The sequence below is a fragment of the Butyricimonas sp. RTP31003st1_G1_RTP31003_210430 genome (genome assembly GCF_040920905.1).
Lineage (GTDB): Bacteria > Bacteroidota > Bacteroidia > Bacteroidales > Marinifilaceae > Butyricimonas > Butyricimonas paravirosa.
Genome location: NZ_JBCOSQ010000005.1, coordinates 108,745 through 125,869 on the forward strand (window position 1 = coordinate 108,745; position 17,125 = coordinate 125,869).

The window sequence follows — 17,125 nt, forward strand, 5'->3', positions numbered from 1 at the left end:
TTTCGAAAAAAAACTTCTATTTTCTAGCTCCCAAGTAAACTTAGAAATACCTGTCCCCTTTCTGTTAGTTTAAATTTTTGAGAAGGATGATTGGGTTTATCAGGAATCGTTCTTTCGATTAGACGATCTACAATAAGTTTTTGAACAACTTTATTTAGCTGTCCCGAGATTTTCTTTTGTCCTAATGCAATGGAAATATCTTGTCTTGATAGTGGCGCTTGCACCAAACAACGTAATACTTCTGAATACAAAGTTGATTTCTGTAACTCTTGCTGCAACTCTTGCTGTAACTCTTGCTGCAACTCTTGCTGCAACTCTTGCTGTACACCTTCTATCCGCTCTTGTTTTTCAAGATAATCCAATTTCACAAACTGCACTTGAAAAGACAAGCCAACTTCTTTCCAACGGAGTTCTATATTCGGGTACTCTTTCAATTCACTAGCAATCAATTTCAACCCGTTACCCCATTGATCAATAATACCAAGTCGTTTAAAGACAGGAGCTATTACTTTATTACGAGCATCACTTTGCCGGCACTCCATTGCCGCATAATCTATCGACGGTAACAAAAGCCCAGGACTCGTGATTTCTATCATATCATCATAAATGGCAACTTTTACATCTTTCCCTGTAAGCGAATAATCTCTGTGTACTACGGCATTACGAATTACCTCCCGAATAGCTTTTACAGGATATTCCCAACGTTGAACAGTATAAACACCCTCAACAATTGCACCTTGATTAATATGACGTAATATAAAATTATAAGCTTCCTCTGCTTGAATAGAAATGTTAGCTGTAATACTTTTCTGATCGATAAAAACGTCAGAACTAACACCTTTAAAACGAGCGCACTCCACCTTCGCATAATGAAACATAGAGTTTCTCAAAAAATCATCCGAAAATAAAATCAAGGCATTGGTAGGATACCTCAAACCTTGCATCTCCTTGACAAGTTCAAGTTTTTGTAACGTTTGATCGGTTAACTTCTCCCCTGTCTTCTCCTCAAATATTGTTTTAAAATTATCAATATTCAATTCTGCAACCGTTTTCTCTGGGATTATTTCACTATCAAAAGAAATATTCCGTTTCCTACGTTCTAGTTCCGCAATAATCGTTTCGTCAGCAAGACGATTAGTAGAACCTACCCGAATATATGTTCCATGTAACTTGCCTTTTTCTTTAAGATAATATGGTGGAGTACTTCCCCTAAAAATCGTTACTTGAATCAAATGCTTATCATTTCCACTGATAAATTTTATTTCGGGCAAAATGGCCGGATAACAACGATCGAAAATAGTATTAGCAATCTTTTCTTCCATCATTACCAACTTATCTTCATCGAGTCCAACGATCGCACGTGGATCATCACTAATACCAATAAACAATTCTCCCCCAGCATCATTCGCAAAGGCAACAACCGTCTTAGCCAGATCAGAATGTTCCGGTAACTCAGCTTTAAATTCTAACCTCCGTCCTTCTGGTTGCTTCAATATTTCTTCTATACTCATAACAAATTGTTTATCACAACAAAAACGATTTGTCACAAATATACCTATAACGAATTATTTACACAACATTTTATATTCTTATTTTTAATTAAATATTACCGCATTAACTAAGACTTAGGCAGCACCACATTCGTGATCCGTCCAACAGATGCCAAATTCCCAAATTCATCCGTCACGTTAACAGATACCACGTGAGTACGATGTCCTTTATGGATAAACTCCGCACGACCGATAACATAACTTCCTTGAGCTTTCCGAACGTGGTTGGCATTAATCTCGATTCCAAACACGTGATTTTCTTCCAGATTCTCTCCGATATAAGTTAATCCACTCCCCACGGTCTCTACTAATGCCATAATTGCTCCACCATGCAATAAATTACCGGGGCGCATCGTCCGTTCGTCAATAGGCATTTTTGCCTCCAACCAATTCTCTCCGATACCAATAAACTCTATACCTAAACTTGCCATTAATGTTCCCCGGCTCTCCCGGTTCATCCGCTCTATAATTGCTGAACTATCCATGTATTAATTTCTTGATTTATGATTTTTCGATTCAGTGATTTCCACACACAAAGCTAACGCCTTTTTATCGTAAATTACAAATTTATTCTTTTCTAGCTTTTCTCTTTGGGTTTTCGGGAAACCACCCTTTACGCACTCGTTCTTCCTGCTCGAAAATCTCCTTGATCGTCCAGAAAGAAGAAAAGGCAAACACGCCTAGTAAAGAAGACCATAGCACGTTCGTCACCCACAAAGCGGCCACTGTTCCCACGATTCCCAGAACGAGAAAAATCCACCAACAACCTGTTCCCCAATAATATTCCGCTTTAATCACCACTGGATGAAATAATCCGATAATCAGGAACGTGCAAATCCCGATAATCAGCCCTGTCAAATTATACGTTTCTATAAATTCCATACTCTATTTTTAGATTTATGCAAATGTACAAATATTCCAAAACTCTATTTCATTTCACCAAAATATTCCTACTTTTGTACATAGACTACGGGAAAAGAAGTAAACAAGTTTTATCAAATCATAAATTGTTTATATTCCTTATCGTAAATCACTAATTATAAACGAATATGGCACCATTAAAAGAAGGAGATAAAGCCCCTTACTTCGAGGGCATAAATCAGGACGGGAAAAAAATCACGCTGGAAGATTTTAAAGGGAAAAAATTAATCCTCTATTTTTACCCGAAGGACAACACGTCGGGATGCACTGCGGAAGCATGTAGCTTGAATGATGGTTATTCTTCCCTCACGGAAAAAGGATTTGAAGTCGTTGGTGTCAGCCCCGATTCGGCAAGTTCTCATTTAAAGTTCATTGCCAAATACAACTTGGCTTTCAACCTAATTGCTGATACCGAGAAAAAGATACTGGAAACCTACGGTGTATGGGCCGAAAAGAAATTATATGGCAGAACTTACATGGGAGTCGTGCGCACCACCTTTGTCATTGACGAGAACGGGATCATTGAAAAAGTGATCACGAAAGTAAACACGAAAGATCACGCGAAACAAATCCTGGAACAATTAAAAATAAAATAAAGCACTCCTCCGGCCTTCGACCACCTCCTCTATAAACAGAGGAGGAGCTGGTAACTCTTACCAAAGATGGTAAGTAACTCAACTCTCCCTCTGTTTATAGAGGGAGTACCCCGAAGGGGGGAGGGAGTTCAAATCTAAAATCTAAAATTTAAAATCAATAAATTATGGCAAACACAGAAACCAATCAAGACAAGTTAAAAGCACTTCAACTTACCCTTGACAAGATCGAAAAAAACTTCGGTAAGGGGAGCGTCATGAAACTTGGCGATAATGTCGTGGAAGATGTTGCGGTGATCCCTTCCGGCTCTATCGGACTGGACAGAGCATTAGGAGTAGGCGGATACCCGAAAGGCCGTGTGATCGAGATTTTCGGTCCCGAATCTTCCGGTAAGACTACATTAGCCATCCATGCCATCGCCGAGGCACAAAAACAAGGCGGTATCGCGGCTATCATCGATGCCGAACACGCCTTCGATCGGTCATACGCCGAGAAACTGGGAGTTGACGTGAACAACTTGTTTATATCCCAACCTGACAACGGGGAACAAGCCCTTGAAATTGCGGAACAACTGATCCGCTCGGCAGCAATCGACATCATCGTGATCGACTCCGTAGCTGCCCTAACCCCCAAAGCTGAAATAGAGGGAGATATGGGTGACAGCGTGATGGGATTACAAGCCCGTTTGATGTCACAAGCACTACGTAAACTGACAGGAACCATCAGCAAAACAAATACCTGCTGTATATTCATCAACCAGTTGCGTGATAAAATTGGTGTCATGTTCGGTAATCCCGAAACAACCACGGGTGGTAATGCGTTGAAATTCTATGCCTCCGTGCGTCTGGACATCCGTCGTGTAGGACAAATCAAAGACGGAGAGGAAATCTACGGTAACCACACCCGCGTGAAAGTGGTGAAAAACAAAGTTGCTCCTCCATTCAAGAAAGCCGAATTCGACATTATGTACGGGGAAGGCATCTCTCGTTCTGGAGAAATCGTGGATCTCGGTGTTGAATACAACGTGATCAAGAAAAGCGGTAGCTGGTTCTCTTACGGCGAAAGCAAACTGGGACAAGGACGGGAAACCGTGAAACAACTGGTGATGGATAACCCGGAACTGGCGGAAGAGCTTACCCAAAAAATCGTGGAAGCCATGGAGAACGGCGTGCAAGCGGCAACAAAATAAGAAAATCGAGTAATAAAACAGCTAAAATTACAATGAAAAGTTATTTATGTTCTGCATTAGTCTTGTTGGCAATGGTGTCGTGTGACAGCAAGAAAGAGGCAGTAAAACCAAGTTATAAAACACCGGATATGAAACTAGCATCCGACGTGATGACGCCTGAGGTGTTATGGTCATTTGGTAGAATCGGTAGCGTAAGCGTATCCCCCGATCAAAAAACACTCGTGTACGACGTGACTTACTTCAACAAGGAAGAAGATCGTTCATACAGTGACATCTACGTGATGAACCTAGCCGATGGAAAATCAAAACAACTGACAGACACGGATTACAAGGAATTCGGAGAGACGTGGACTTCCGACGGTAAAATTGCCTTCATGTCCAGCAAGTCCGGTTCCGTACAATTATGGGAAATGAATGCCGATGGTAGTGGGCTTACCCAGTTAACCAATATCGAAGGCGGTATCGGGGGTTTTATTTTCTCCCCGGACAAATCCAAACTTCTTTTTTTGAAAGACGTGAAACTGGAACAAGATGTTCACGATCTTCACCCCGATCTTCCGAAGGCAAACGCCCGCTTGATCGACGGTCAAGTATATCGTCACTGGAATGACTGGGTAGAGGCTTACACCCATCCTTTCGTGGCAGATTACATCCCCGGCCAAATGGTTACCACGGGTAAAGACATCATGGAAGGAGAAAAATGGGAATCACCCGTTCGTCCTTGGGGCGGTACAGAACAGATCACCTGGACCAAAGACGGGAAAGGCGTAATCTACATGGCCCGTAAAAAAGAGGGAATCGCTTACATGACTTCAACCAACACGGACCTCTATCTTTACGATTTGAATTCCGGTAAAACCCGCAACCTTACAGAGGGCATGATGGGTTACGACCAAAACCAAGTGATCTCTCCCAATGGAGAACTTATGGCTTGGGAAAGCATGGAACGTGACGGTTACGAGGCTGACAAAATTCGTCTATTCGTGATGAATTTGAAAACCGGGGAGAAGAAAGAATACACGAAAGATTTCGATCAAAATGTTGGGGCACTCTCTTGGGGTGACGATAACACGATCTATTTCATTTCAGACCATCACGCTACGGACGAGATCTATCGGTTAACCTTGAATGACGGTGTTATCACCAAATTAACCGAAGGCGTACACAATTACACCTCGGTTATTCCCGTGAACGATTACCTCATCGCTACCAAAGTATCTATGAGTCAACCGGCAGAAATCTACAAAGTTGACCCGAAAACCGGAAAAGACACCGAATTATCATTCGTGAACAAAGGTATTTTGGATCAATTAACCATGGGTAAGGTTGAATCTCGTTGGATCAAGACCACGGACAACAAACAAATGTTGACTTGGATCATCTACCCTCCCCACTTCGATCCGAACAAAAAATACCCGGCAATCCTTTATTGCGAAGGCGGTCCTCAAAGCACGGTAAGCCAATTCTGGAGCTATCGCTGGAACTTCCAGATGATGGCTGCCAACGGTTACATCATTGTTGCCCCGAACCGTCGCGGTCTACCGGGATTCGGACAAGAATGGAACGAGCAAATCAGTGGAGACTACCCCGGACAAAACATCAAGGATTACCTTTCTGCCATCGACGAGATGAAACAAGAGCCTTATATTGATGAAAATCGTTTAGGTTGCGTGGGAGCCTCCTATGGTGGTTTCTCCGTGTATTTCCTTGCCGGACATCACGACAAGCGCTTCAAAGCGTTCATCGCTCACTGCGGTATCTTCAATATGGAAATGCAATACTACAACACCGAAGAGATGTGGTTTGCTAACTGGGATATGGGTGGCGCTCCTTGGGAAAAGAATAACAAGGTGGCTCAACGCACGTTCGACAACTCTCCTCACAAATTCGTGGGAGAATGGGACACCCCGATCCTAGTGATCCACGGTCAAAAAGACTTCCGTATCGACGCCTCTCAAGGCATGGGAGCCTTCAATGCAGCCCGTATGCGTGGCATCCCGGCACAGTACCTGTACTTCCCCGAAGAATGTCACTGGGTATTGGGTTGCCAGAACGGAATCCTGTGGCAACGAACTTTCGCCTCTTGGCTGGATAAGTGGTTGAAATAATATAAAACTAAACAAATAAAAAGAATCCCACGGAGTATCAACTTCGTGGGATTCGCTTTTCTCCTACTTCACCTCACAATTTGCTTCCTCAAACCGTTCGACCAAAGGCACCATCAAATCAAACTTCTTAATTATATCCTTATAATCACGATACAACTCGTAGAACCTCTCCTTTTCCCCCCAATAGGCGTAAATAGCCGCGATGTAATCCCGAATGTCTTGTTCCTTAGTAGGGGTCTTAACCCAATTACGGGATGAAACCTCCACTTCCAGCCATTTGATAAATCCAAGTTCTTCCGGACAATCTGCCGGGGCAAACATACTCGCTTCATCATAATTAGAATCCCCGGATATTTTATAAAAATCCAGTAACTCATCCACACAAAACTCCTGAATCCAGTCCGCACATTTCACAGCCAAGATCTCCCCTCCGAACCATTTCAGTTCATCCTCACTCATCTTTTTGATCGCATTCAATTTCCCAATCACCATTCCTCTTATCCCCCGGCTATAAATATCCGTTTCGTAAGTAACATAGGAAAAACCGATTTGTTGCGTCAAGAAAACAGAATCTGCCAACAAAAAAGAATGTGGTCGGTAAGCTCCCGGCTCCGGCAGATGCGGAATCACCCGATCTTCAATCATATTAATAGCAACAATCATGGCTGCACTGTCAGCGGATAACGTCATTCGCCCATCCGTGTAAGTCCCGTACACGTAATACCCCATATCAAACAATTCCGTGTGAACGATAGGTTCCCCGTAAGCATCCACACCTCGTTCTTCCTGTCCAAGAGTATCATTAATAAAAATAGTCACGTCATAATACTTGTACATTTTGTAAAGCAGATGATTCACCTCGCCCGGTTTATCCTCAACCTTATACCAATCGCGCATGTTTTCGACAGCCTTTACATCATTGTCTTCCTTGTCACAACTCACACAAAAGCAAAACACCATTCCCAGTACAACAAAAATATTTCTTAGCATACTCGCAATTTTTAATGTTAATTTTCATTCTTCTCCCGAGACTCCCGCTTATCGTTGTCCACCATGGCCCCCCGATCAAAAATAATCTCGTAATCCGGTATCGGTAACACCCAGGCATTATCCTGACCATACGGTTTCAACGTGTAACTCCCATCATACACGCCCGGTTTCAAGCTCGCCATCGCGGACTGGTAAACCCCATGCATGATTTCTTTCAATTCCGGATATTTAGGTGACACGGCATAACGTCTCAAATCAAACCACCGATGCCCCTCGCAAGTCAATTCCCGACGCCGTTCCTCCCGGATAAAATCAACCAACTCCTTTCCCTTCAAACCGTCTATTGCGGGCAACACGCCATCTTTATAACGTTTCTCCATCAAAACCTTGACCGTACTTATCGCATCCGGCTGATCCAGCATCGCCTGAGCCTCTGCCTTATTCAAATAAACCTCGGCAGAGCGAATCAGACAAGCATCATAAACTTTTACTGATCCTTTACGATTATTACTATAATCAGGAGTCTTCCTGATAAAGAAATATCCCGGACAATAACTTGAGGAAGGCTCTAAAAATACACTTTCCCGTAAATCAACCACGCCATCGTTCTTGTATTTCTTATACAAGGCCAGAAGTTCATCCGAAACACGATAACGTCCCCCTCCCGTAACACCGTATCGTGATAGATTATTGTTCATCAACCCTCCAATAGCGTAACTACCCTGGGTAAACAATATTTCCGGAGAGTTCACCGTGTTCAACCATTTTTCGTCCAGACCATTCATGTCACGCAACTTACATCCCAGGGCTAACACCTTATCACACTCGTCAATAGCCAATTGCCATTCCCCCATGTATAAATAAACCCGACTTAGCAAGGTGCGGGCTGCCGCTTCATTTACTCTGTAAAAAGTTGGCTGAACGATACCAGCCAAGTTATCCGCCGCATTTTTCAAATCCGAAACAATTTGTTCGTACACCTTCTCCACCGGATCCCGGCTAAAATACTTGTCCTCGATAAACTCCGTGACGTTCAAAGGTACACCTAAATCCTTTGCTGCCGTCTCCTTTGAATAAGGTTTAGCGTAAAGATTTACCAACATATAATAATACCACCCGCGTAAAAACTGAGCCTCTCCCGCAATCCGGTGACGAATTTCCTCCGGATCACTCTCGAACTCCTTCACGTAAGATATAATCACGTTAACATACCCGATATGCTCGTATAATCTTTTCCAGTCAGAATCAACCAATTCCACCCCGGTCATATCAGAAAAAGGACGTTCTCCCCACGTGTAGAAATTCCGGTATCGGACAGCAGGATTCGCATTTGTTAACATTTTTACCGCTCCGGAAAGAAACTCTTCCACGTCGTCATCCATCACGTGTAAATACGGGTAATACAGTTCATTTTCCCTATAATAAGCATATTCCTGATTCGCATTTCTTTTCATATACCCGTTACCAATAATAATCTCGTCCAAATCCTCGCAAGAGCTGGCGTACACGAGATCCTTGGAGTACTCTTCCAAAAAATCCCCACACGAGCTAAACAAGAAACATCCTACGACAACAACAAATAATATTCTTTTCATAACTCTGCTTACTTAAAACGTTACATTTAATTGAAGTGAATACGTCGGACGCACGGAGATATTAATCAAATCGGTAGAACCGGATTGAGATGGGTCCTGTCCTTTTAGTTTCCGACTACACAAGGTAAATAAATTTGTCCCGCTCAAATTCAGATAGAGAGACTTCACCCGCAATTTCTCACAAAAACTTTCCGGCACGACATATCGCAACGAGATACTTGACAATTTCAAATAATTACCGGATGCCACCCGAAGATTGGAAAAGTCATACATATCCCACAACGTCCTGGAAAAATCGTATGTCTCTCCATCCCACCAAGGGAAAACAGCATCCAGATGATCTCTTCCCGACAAGATACCGGGAACATTCGTGTTTAACTCATCTCCCGGACGACGCCAACGATTTACCAGTTCTCGACGAAGATTCTGTTCCGGTCCATTCACAACTCCTTGATTCGGGTACAACCTGAACAAACGAATTTTCGAACCGATACTATATGACAAGTTAAAAGAAAGTCCCCAATTCTTCCATCCGAGGTAATTACTTATACTTCCCTGTAAAAACGGCTCCCGACATCCGGAATGTTCCATCACGGTCATCCACACATCCTCACGATCCATCGCCTCGTAAATCTCGCTCGTATTTTTTTCTTCCCCATCTACGATAGTCGTCGCCTCTGTCCCGTAAAACATCGGAGCCCCGTTCTTCGGATCCAGTCCCTTGTATCTGTAGGAATAGAACGTGTTCACCGGACGTCCGGATATTTGTACCCGACCATTTAAATAATCTTCAAACGTCACTTCGTCTTGTAACACTTGATCCTTATGTTTTACCTTATCAATCAACTGGTTGAAAACCGAACCAAAATTCGGATCAAAACGCCAGACTAACCCACGACGTTCCCCGTTAACCGTTGTCATCGTGTTGATTGGTACAAAATTCAACGTCAACTCGTAACCTTGATTTTTCAAATTCCCACTATTCACCGTGTAAGTATCAATACCATTCACCACGGATACTTTCTTCGAGAGGAAAGCATCTGTTGTGTAACGGTAATAATAACCGACCGTACCGTTAATTTTATTATTAAATAACGAGAAATCCACATCCACGTTGTAAGTTGAAGTCTTCTCCCATTTCAAGTTAGGATTCGGGTATCTATCAATCGTCGAGGAATATTCCTTGAAATCGTTATCCGTCCCTCCCTTTTTAATAATCAAACGGGGAGAATCCTGTGCAGACATATTTCCCTGATACCCGAACGACATTTTCAGCGCCAGCATATCAATCCAACTCACATTTCGCAACACATTCTCGTGCATATTCCAACGTCCGGAAACAGACCATATCGGCAACAACCGATCATTACTGGCATCCCCGAATTTATTCGAAAAATCAATTCTCGCGTTCACGTTAAAAATATAAGCATTCCGGTATGAATAAGTTGCCGTACCAATCAACCCCACCAAATTCGTCAGATTGTCTTTCAGTTGTCCTCTTGCCGCATCAGTCAACAACCATTCATTATATTTCGTGTAAAGATTGCCGTCTGTCATCGACTCGATCTTGTCAAAAATCAACCCTCGCTCCGGTAGATACCCGCGTTTTGTAATCTTGAAACCACTATATCTCGAAGAACTCAATTCCCCGATCACGGAAGCAGAAACGACATGCTCCTGTTCCTTATCGATACTTTTATTAAAAGTAAGAGATCCCCGGAAACTATAGTTCTCGTTTTTCGTGTTATCCAGCCGCAATTCTCCCCCGGAAGGACACAATGTCTTCCCGAAATTTATTTCTCCCGTTTCTGCGTTCTTTTTCCTTAATTCGGCAATATACCACGTTTTCTCCCCAAAATATATTTCTTCGTTTGAATTAGAGACGTTATAGGAACAGAATACTTCAGCTTTCAATTCCGGGAGCAAGTAATATCCTAAGGAAACATTCAACCCGATTTGTTCCGTTTTAATCTTATCGTAAGTATTATTTTGTTCGTTTATGATATTAAATAATTGATCATAGGCACCTGCATCTGCTTTTCTCTTTTGATAAAACCAAAGATCTCCGTTATCATCATACGCCTGAATACTACGGGAAGTATTGTAAGCGTAATCGGTCACCCCGACTTTCTCCGGTGTATATTCCTTTTTAATCGTACTACCATTCAACCCGAATTGCATCGTGAAATTTTTATAGTTCAGATTTAAACGGGTCAGAGCGGAATAACGATCATTTTTCTCTCCCCGGATATTACCATTCTCGTTACTATACCCCAAAGACGCGTAATAGCGAATATTATCCGTACCACCGGAAACACTCACCGTATGATTGTGTGAATAAGAATCTTTCATTAGAATCCCTAACCAATCCGTGTTCACGGTTTCCATTTTATGAACGGCATTCAAAAACTCTGCGTGATTGATTTTACCGCTTTGGTAATCATAATAGGCGGATTCATAACCAACCCAACTCTCCAAATCCGGGATCTCCAGTTTATTTTCAACAATATCCCGAGAATAATCTATCCTCTCCTGAGAATTCATCACGTTCACCGCCCGGTCCGTGTACCGGGGCCGCTGACGAAATGTTCCTGTCAAAGAATAGGAAACCGACGGGGCCCCCACTTTTCCTTTCTTTGTCGTGATCACGATCACGCCGTTTGATGCCCTCGGACCGTATATAGCCGTGGCCGAAGCGTCCTTCAACACGTCGATCTTGTCAATATCGTCCGGGTTAATACCGGAAATAGCATTCCCCAACAAATTCACAAAATCCAAATCATTGATGCTCGTCGGGTCAATATTCACCGGATCAGACAAAATCACACCATCCAACACCCACAATGGAGCTTGAGACCCCAAAACCGTCGTCGTTCCCCGGATCTTAATCTTTGGAGCCGCACCCACCTGTCCCGAATTCTGCATGAAAATCATCCCCGGTACTCGCCCCTCCAACATTTGATCCACCGAACTTACCCCCGGCATCATAATATCATCCATCTTCAAAGAAGTCACCGAACTCGTCATGTGCCGTTTATCCACGTTATAATACCCGTAGGAAACGACCTCATCCAGCGTGGCCACATCTTCCTCCATGACCACGTTAATTGGCAGACCGACTTTTACTTCCCTCTCGATCTGTTTCATACCTATGAATGTAAATACAAGCACAACTTTCTGAGCTTCAGGAATCACTAATTCAAATTTTCCATGCATATCACTTGCCGTCCCTATAGTAGTCCCTTTCATCTTCACCGTCACACCGGGTAAAGGCACGGAATCCCGATCCATCACTTTACCTCGTATCGTCTTGAACTTTTTGTCCTCTTGACCCCAACGTATAACGATCGTGTTATCCACAAACTCGTAATATAGCCCAGATCCCTTCAGACAAGTTTTCAAAATTTGAGCGACACTCTCATTTTGGAAATTAGCCGTAACACGTCCCACGTTCTTTACCTGCTCATGATTATACACGAAGACATAACTGGATTGATTTTCAATCAATTCAAACACTTGTTCGATAGGGCATTCTTTCACCTGTATCGAAACCTTGGAATCCTGTGAATACAGGGCTGCAGAGACCTGCATAAAACTAATCAACAGCAAAAAAGATGTTAATTTCATCATGTTCACCACTTTTTTTAGAATACGATTCCTCAAAAATCGCATTTGTCGATTTTTTCTCATAAATTTGTTTTACTAAAAGATTAAACACATTGTTGTTTATCCAAGCTGTTGAAAAGGGCCAATTTTTCAACAGCTTTTTATTTAGAAACGATCAAAGTCCTTCCTTTCAAGGTAAACTTCACCATATCCGTCTTCTCCAGAAATTTTAATACATCAGCAATATTACTATGCCGCTGAATTGTTCCCGTGAAATGTAAATCCTGTAAATCTAAATTCTGATAGAACACGTCTACATCATACCAACGGGATAAAATATCCAACACATCTTGTAATCTCTTCTTTTTAAAAACAAAAAGACCATCTTTCCAAGCTGTAAATTCCTTTATATCCACTTTCTCCACCACCACCTTGCCCGATTCCACTCTTGCCTGCATGGAAGGATGAAGAATATAGTCCGCATCACCAACACGAACCTGCACTTTTCCGGAAACTAATGTCGTCACAAAGCTCCCCTTGTAATCACTTGTATTAAATTGAGTTCCCAAAACCCGGACTTCTTTATCTTCAACTTCCACGACAAAAGGTTTACTCTCATTCCTTGAAACTTCAAAATAAGCCTCTCCCTTCAATTTTACTCGCCGTTCACCTCCCGTAAACCGAGAAGGAAACTCCAATACAGATTGAGAATTTATCCACACCTGACTACCATCTGCCAACACGATCTTGTATTCTCCCCCACGAGGAATTATCATTCGGTTATACTCCACGCTCTCCACCAAAGAATCCCCTTGCTGTTCATGAACAATCACGGTTCCTTGGTCTTCCGCTTTTATCACGGCACCTTCGACATGTGTTTCCAATTTACTCAAACTATCCAGTTCCAAACGTTTACCGTTCGTCAATTCCAGATAGGCCTTATATCCACCTTTCGCAGAAAGAGTTTCGTTCTGAACACCCAACTTGAGATCATCACCTTTTCCATCATCCCAAACACTAAAAGCGATCAATCCCGTCAACATAACAACAACCAACATGGCTGCATAACGCATCAAACGAACAAACAGCATCGGACGCTTCTGCATCTTTTTCTGAATACCATGCCATCCTCTCTCCAAATCATTTCTTTCCCGGAAATGAATCTTTTCCAACCAAACACGCTCATCCTGCACCCTATCCAACAAAGCCTTATTCTTCGGAGATGAATCTATCCAACGCGAAAATTCCGCCTCCTCTTCCGGAGACAATACCCCATCCCAATAAGCTTTTATTCGTTGAATTTTTTCCTCTATAGACCTTTCTATCCCTTTTTCCATATTCAAATAATTACAGGTTTTTCACCCACTAACTATTCTTAATACAAAGATCTCAACCAAGAGGATGACACGAATCATCACTTTTTTCTAAAAAATACACAAAGATTATAATCCTAAGACGAACGTCATCACGAAAAGATCCTTCAATTTAGTTTTCAATTGCTGGCGGGCTCGGGCTTTATGCGTCTTCACCGTGTTCACAGAAACTTTCAGAATCTCAGCAATTTCAATATTATTCTTTCCTTCCAGATGCAACATGATCACCCGACGCTGTTCCAACGGTAGCTGCTCAATTTCCTCCATCACCATCCGATGCACTTCCTCCTCCACGACCGCATCCCCAAATCCCTCTTCCGATTCGAGCAACGCATATTCATGACAATACATCTCCTCCAACTTCTTCACCCGCATATAATTCAAACAACGATGTCGCATCGATTGGTACAAATACATTCGCATATGAACCAACGATTCTATCGTCTCCCTCGCCTTCCACAGATTCACGAAAACATCCTGCGCAATATCCAACACGTCATCTTCCTCCTTCACCATCCGGATTCCGAACAGACACAAAGCGTGATAATACATCTCGTAATAAAAACGAAACGCATCTTCATCTCCCTCTTTAAAAGCTACCAACCTATCTTTTATACACCTCACCATCTCGTAACAATTCACGCTTTCACACGCTGATTACCTATCATCACTCCACTCATTTCCAATTTCTTCTATATTAATGCTTACAATTGGTCCCCAGCTTGGGGAGCAATTATGTCATCACCCTTTTCAATAATTTCAACACACGCCATTTGCCTACCTTCTAATTGCGCCCCAAGCTGAGGCTCAATTTTAATATACATATTACAAGTCAAGTTCCTCATATCCTTCTTATTTTTCACCGACTACACACGAAAATCCGTTCAAATATAATGAAAAAACATGATGACAAGCCAATTATTCGTACAAAACACACCAAAATAGCAACACACATAAAATCAAAAATAAGAACGATTCCTTTGGGAACCGCTCTTATTTGTCATTCATCCAGCAAATATCGCTCGAAATGTCGCCACATCTTCCGGAAATAATATTCCTTTGCCAACCCCATGTACCCGTGCCTCTGTCCGGGTAACACCACCAACTCAAAATCTTTCCCTGCTAGAATCAGAGAATGAACCATTCGGGACGTGTTTGCTGGGTTCACCGTATCATCCGCATCTCCCGTAACTAACATCAAATGCCCTTTCAAATTCTTCGCCAACTCTAAATGGACTGGTATTGAAAATTCAAAACTGACCTTTCCCTCCTTGGTCACCTCTTTTATACCGTGATGAATCTCACTCCACCCGTAATCAAAAATCGTATTGTCATAATTACCGGAAGAGGCCACTGCAGCTTTGTAAAAATCCGGATAAGTACATATAGCTGCCACCGCCATCGATCCCCCTCCCGAATGACCAAAGATCCCCACTTTCGTCCCATCAATAAACGAATACCTCGCGATCAATTGCTCCAACCCGTATTTATTATCTGCCAACGGATAATCCCTCAAATTTCCGTACCCGTAGCAATGATAATCCCGTCCACGGTAAGGACTGCCTCCCCGGTTACCGAAACAGACAACCACGAATCCGAGTTGAGCCAGTTGCGGGGCTCCCGAAGGAGAAGAAAATTCAAAATCAAGAGGTATATATTCCGTCCACGGTCCGGGGTACACGTAAGCAATAACCGGGTAACGTTTCGTGGAATCAAAATCCATCGGTTTCCACATCACCCCGTATAAATCCGTTTCCCCATCAGCCGCCTTCACCGTGAAACACTCCGGCTCTCTCCAGCCTTCCGCATACAAATTATTCAAATCAGGTCGTTCCAACGTGAACAAAAGCCTCCCGCTTACATCCCGTACTACATTTCTTGGAGCTTGATCCGGTCGGGAATAAGTATCTATAATATAACGTCCCGACGGAGAAAATGTCACTTTATGATTCCCCTCTTCCGGAGTCAGCATCTTGATTTTCCCTTTCCCGTCCAAGTTCACCCGGTTCAAACGGGCATAGTAAGGATTACCACCTTCCACCTGTCCGTGACCTTCAAAATACAACGTCCGACCAACTGTATCTATCCTCACGATTCTCCCAGAAGTCCAATTTCCGGAAGTAACTTGATTCTTCAATCTACCGTGATTATCATACAAATAGTAATTTCCCCATCCAAAACGCTCCGACCACCACAAAATCTCGCTCGCATCATTCAAATAAGCTATCGAATACAACTCATCATTCAAATAAGGTTTCCCTTTTTCGTGAATCACAACCCGAACTTCTCCCGTCTCCGTGTCCACGGCACATATTTCTAGTTCATCCCGGGTACGCTTTTTCCGTTGGATAAAAAGTTGATCCGACCGTTTCCCCGCATATGACAACCATAATAACTGATCTTTCCACTTCTCCATCTTCACTTTCACCTGCTTTCCCGTGGCAACATCAAATATTGCGGCCTCGTATTGCGGCACGTGCTCATCCCCCGGTAAAGCACACTTATATGCTTGCACTGTCGGACGATCCCCGTTTGAAGAAATCAGCGGTAGTTCCCCCACCTTCCTCAAATCTTCCCGGATCACGTACATTTTCTTGGAATCCCCGAACCATTCGGCACGAGTTGTCCCGACATTCCCGCTCGTATCACTATCCGACTTCCCATAAGAAAAATAACGTTCTCCGTCCGTTGTTAATCGTGTTTCCACCGAGTCCTTCACCCGCATCACATACAAGTCATGCCGTTTCACGTAAGCCACATAAGCCCCATCCGGTGAAGATTTCCCAAACAAAACCTCTCCTCTCTTCACGGGTGAATTGTGAACTTCTTCTTCGACCTGAACAAGTACATTTTCCTTCACATCATACTCGAAACAACGTTTAGCATACTTAAACGCCACTTCCTGGCCTCCCTCCTTCACACGAACACTCCTCAAAGACAAAGCCTCTTCACGGACAACTTCACCGGTCACCTCTTCTAGTTTCTTCGCCAACAACTTCCGGTCAAAAAGCTCTCGTTTCACGCCACGTTTCGGGTCCACGTAATAATAACGTACACCATCACCCGTTTTAAAAGTATACCAAAACGCATCGCTCTCCCCGATATAGTTGGGCCTCACCTCTAGGGAGCCTGCCAGCACCCCGAATTTCATTTTTCCAAAACGTTCTGCCTGTTCATAATTCGCCTTCTGTCCCCGTAC

General features: G+C 42.9%; 12 protein-coding genes. 3 read left to right on the top strand and 9 right to left on the bottom strand.

Annotation, left to right across the window (positions count from 1 at the left end; translation table 11 throughout):
* Positions 1-23: 23 nt before the first annotated feature.
* The 3 genes from AB5542_RS02970 to AB5542_RS02980 all read right to left on the bottom strand — a co-directional run bounded on the left by AB5542_RS02970 (position 24) and on the right by AB5542_RS02980 (position 2,432).
* Complete coding sequence (locus AB5542_RS02970; RefSeq protein WP_279037387.1) at positions 24-1,511, bottom strand: RNA-binding domain-containing protein; 1,488 nt, start codon at positions 1,509-1,511, stop codon at positions 24-26.
* A gap of 107 nt (positions 1,512-1,618) precedes the next feature.
* The gene (locus tag AB5542_RS02975) at positions 1,619-2,035 is read right to left on the bottom strand and encodes a PaaI family thioesterase (protein WP_118258247.1); all 417 of its coding nucleotides are present in this window, start codon (positions 2,033-2,035) and stop codon (positions 1,619-1,621) included.
* An 82-nt stretch (positions 2,036-2,117) separates the two neighbouring features.
* Positions 2,118-2,432, bottom strand: a complete 315-nt coding sequence (locus AB5542_RS02980) for a DUF4491 family protein (RefSeq protein ID WP_087420475.1) — start codon at positions 2,430-2,432, stop codon at positions 2,118-2,120.
* A 167-nt stretch (positions 2,433-2,599) separates the two neighbouring features.
* Between AB5542_RS02980 and bcp the strand changes: the two genes are divergently transcribed.
* The 3 genes from bcp (at position 2,600) to AB5542_RS02995 (ending at position 6,362) form a co-directional block, all read left to right on the top strand.
* The gene (bcp, locus tag AB5542_RS02985; protein WP_087420476.1) at positions 2,600-3,067 is read left to right on the top strand and encodes a thioredoxin-dependent thiol peroxidase; all 468 of its coding nucleotides are present in this window, start codon (positions 2,600-2,602) and stop codon (positions 3,065-3,067) included.
* Between the two features lie 164 nt (positions 3,068-3,231).
* Positions 3,232-4,254, top strand: coding sequence for a recombinase RecA (gene recA / locus AB5542_RS02990; RefSeq protein WP_087420477.1), 1,023 nt, complete (start codon positions 3,232-3,234; stop codon positions 4,252-4,254).
* A 32-nt stretch (positions 4,255-4,286) separates the two neighbouring features.
* Positions 4,287-6,362 (top strand): S9 family peptidase, encoded by a 2,076-nt coding sequence (locus AB5542_RS02995; protein ID WP_279037393.1) that lies wholly within the window; start codon positions 4,287-4,289, stop codon positions 6,360-6,362.
* 63 nt (positions 6,363-6,425) lie between these two features.
* Here AB5542_RS02995 and AB5542_RS03000 read toward each other — a convergent pair whose 3' ends face one another.
* From AB5542_RS03000 to AB5542_RS03025, 6 genes are all read right to left on the bottom strand, one after another.
* Positions 6,426-7,352: a hypothetical protein gene (locus AB5542_RS03000; RefSeq protein WP_087420479.1), complete on the bottom strand. Its 927-nt coding sequence runs from the start codon at positions 7,350-7,352 to the stop codon at positions 6,426-6,428.
* Positions 7,353-7,369: 17 nt separating this feature from the next.
* Positions 7,370-8,947 carry a RagB/SusD family nutrient uptake outer membrane protein gene (locus AB5542_RS03005; RefSeq protein ID WP_279037395.1) on the bottom strand — a complete coding sequence of 526 codons (1,578 nt, stop codon included), beginning with the start codon at positions 8,945-8,947 and terminating at the stop codon, positions 7,370-7,372.
* Positions 8,948-8,959: 12 nt separating this feature from the next.
* Entirely contained in the window at positions 8,960-12,577 is a 3,618-nt protein-coding gene (locus tag AB5542_RS03010; protein ID WP_279037397.1) for a SusC/RagA family TonB-linked outer membrane protein, read from the bottom strand.
* Between the two features lie 137 nt (positions 12,578-12,714).
* Positions 12,715-13,890: a FecR family protein gene (locus AB5542_RS03015; protein WP_279037400.1), complete on the bottom strand. Its 1,176-nt coding sequence runs from the start codon at positions 13,888-13,890 to the stop codon at positions 12,715-12,717.
* A gap of 105 nt (positions 13,891-13,995) precedes the next feature.
* Entirely contained in the window at positions 13,996-14,553 is a 558-nt protein-coding gene (locus AB5542_RS03020) for an RNA polymerase sigma factor (protein WP_279037402.1), read from the bottom strand.
* Positions 14,554-14,926: 373 nt separating this feature from the next.
* Positions 14,927-17,125 (bottom strand): S9 family peptidase (locus tag AB5542_RS03025; RefSeq protein WP_368242977.1); only part of this gene is annotated, 2,199 nt, incomplete at its 5' end.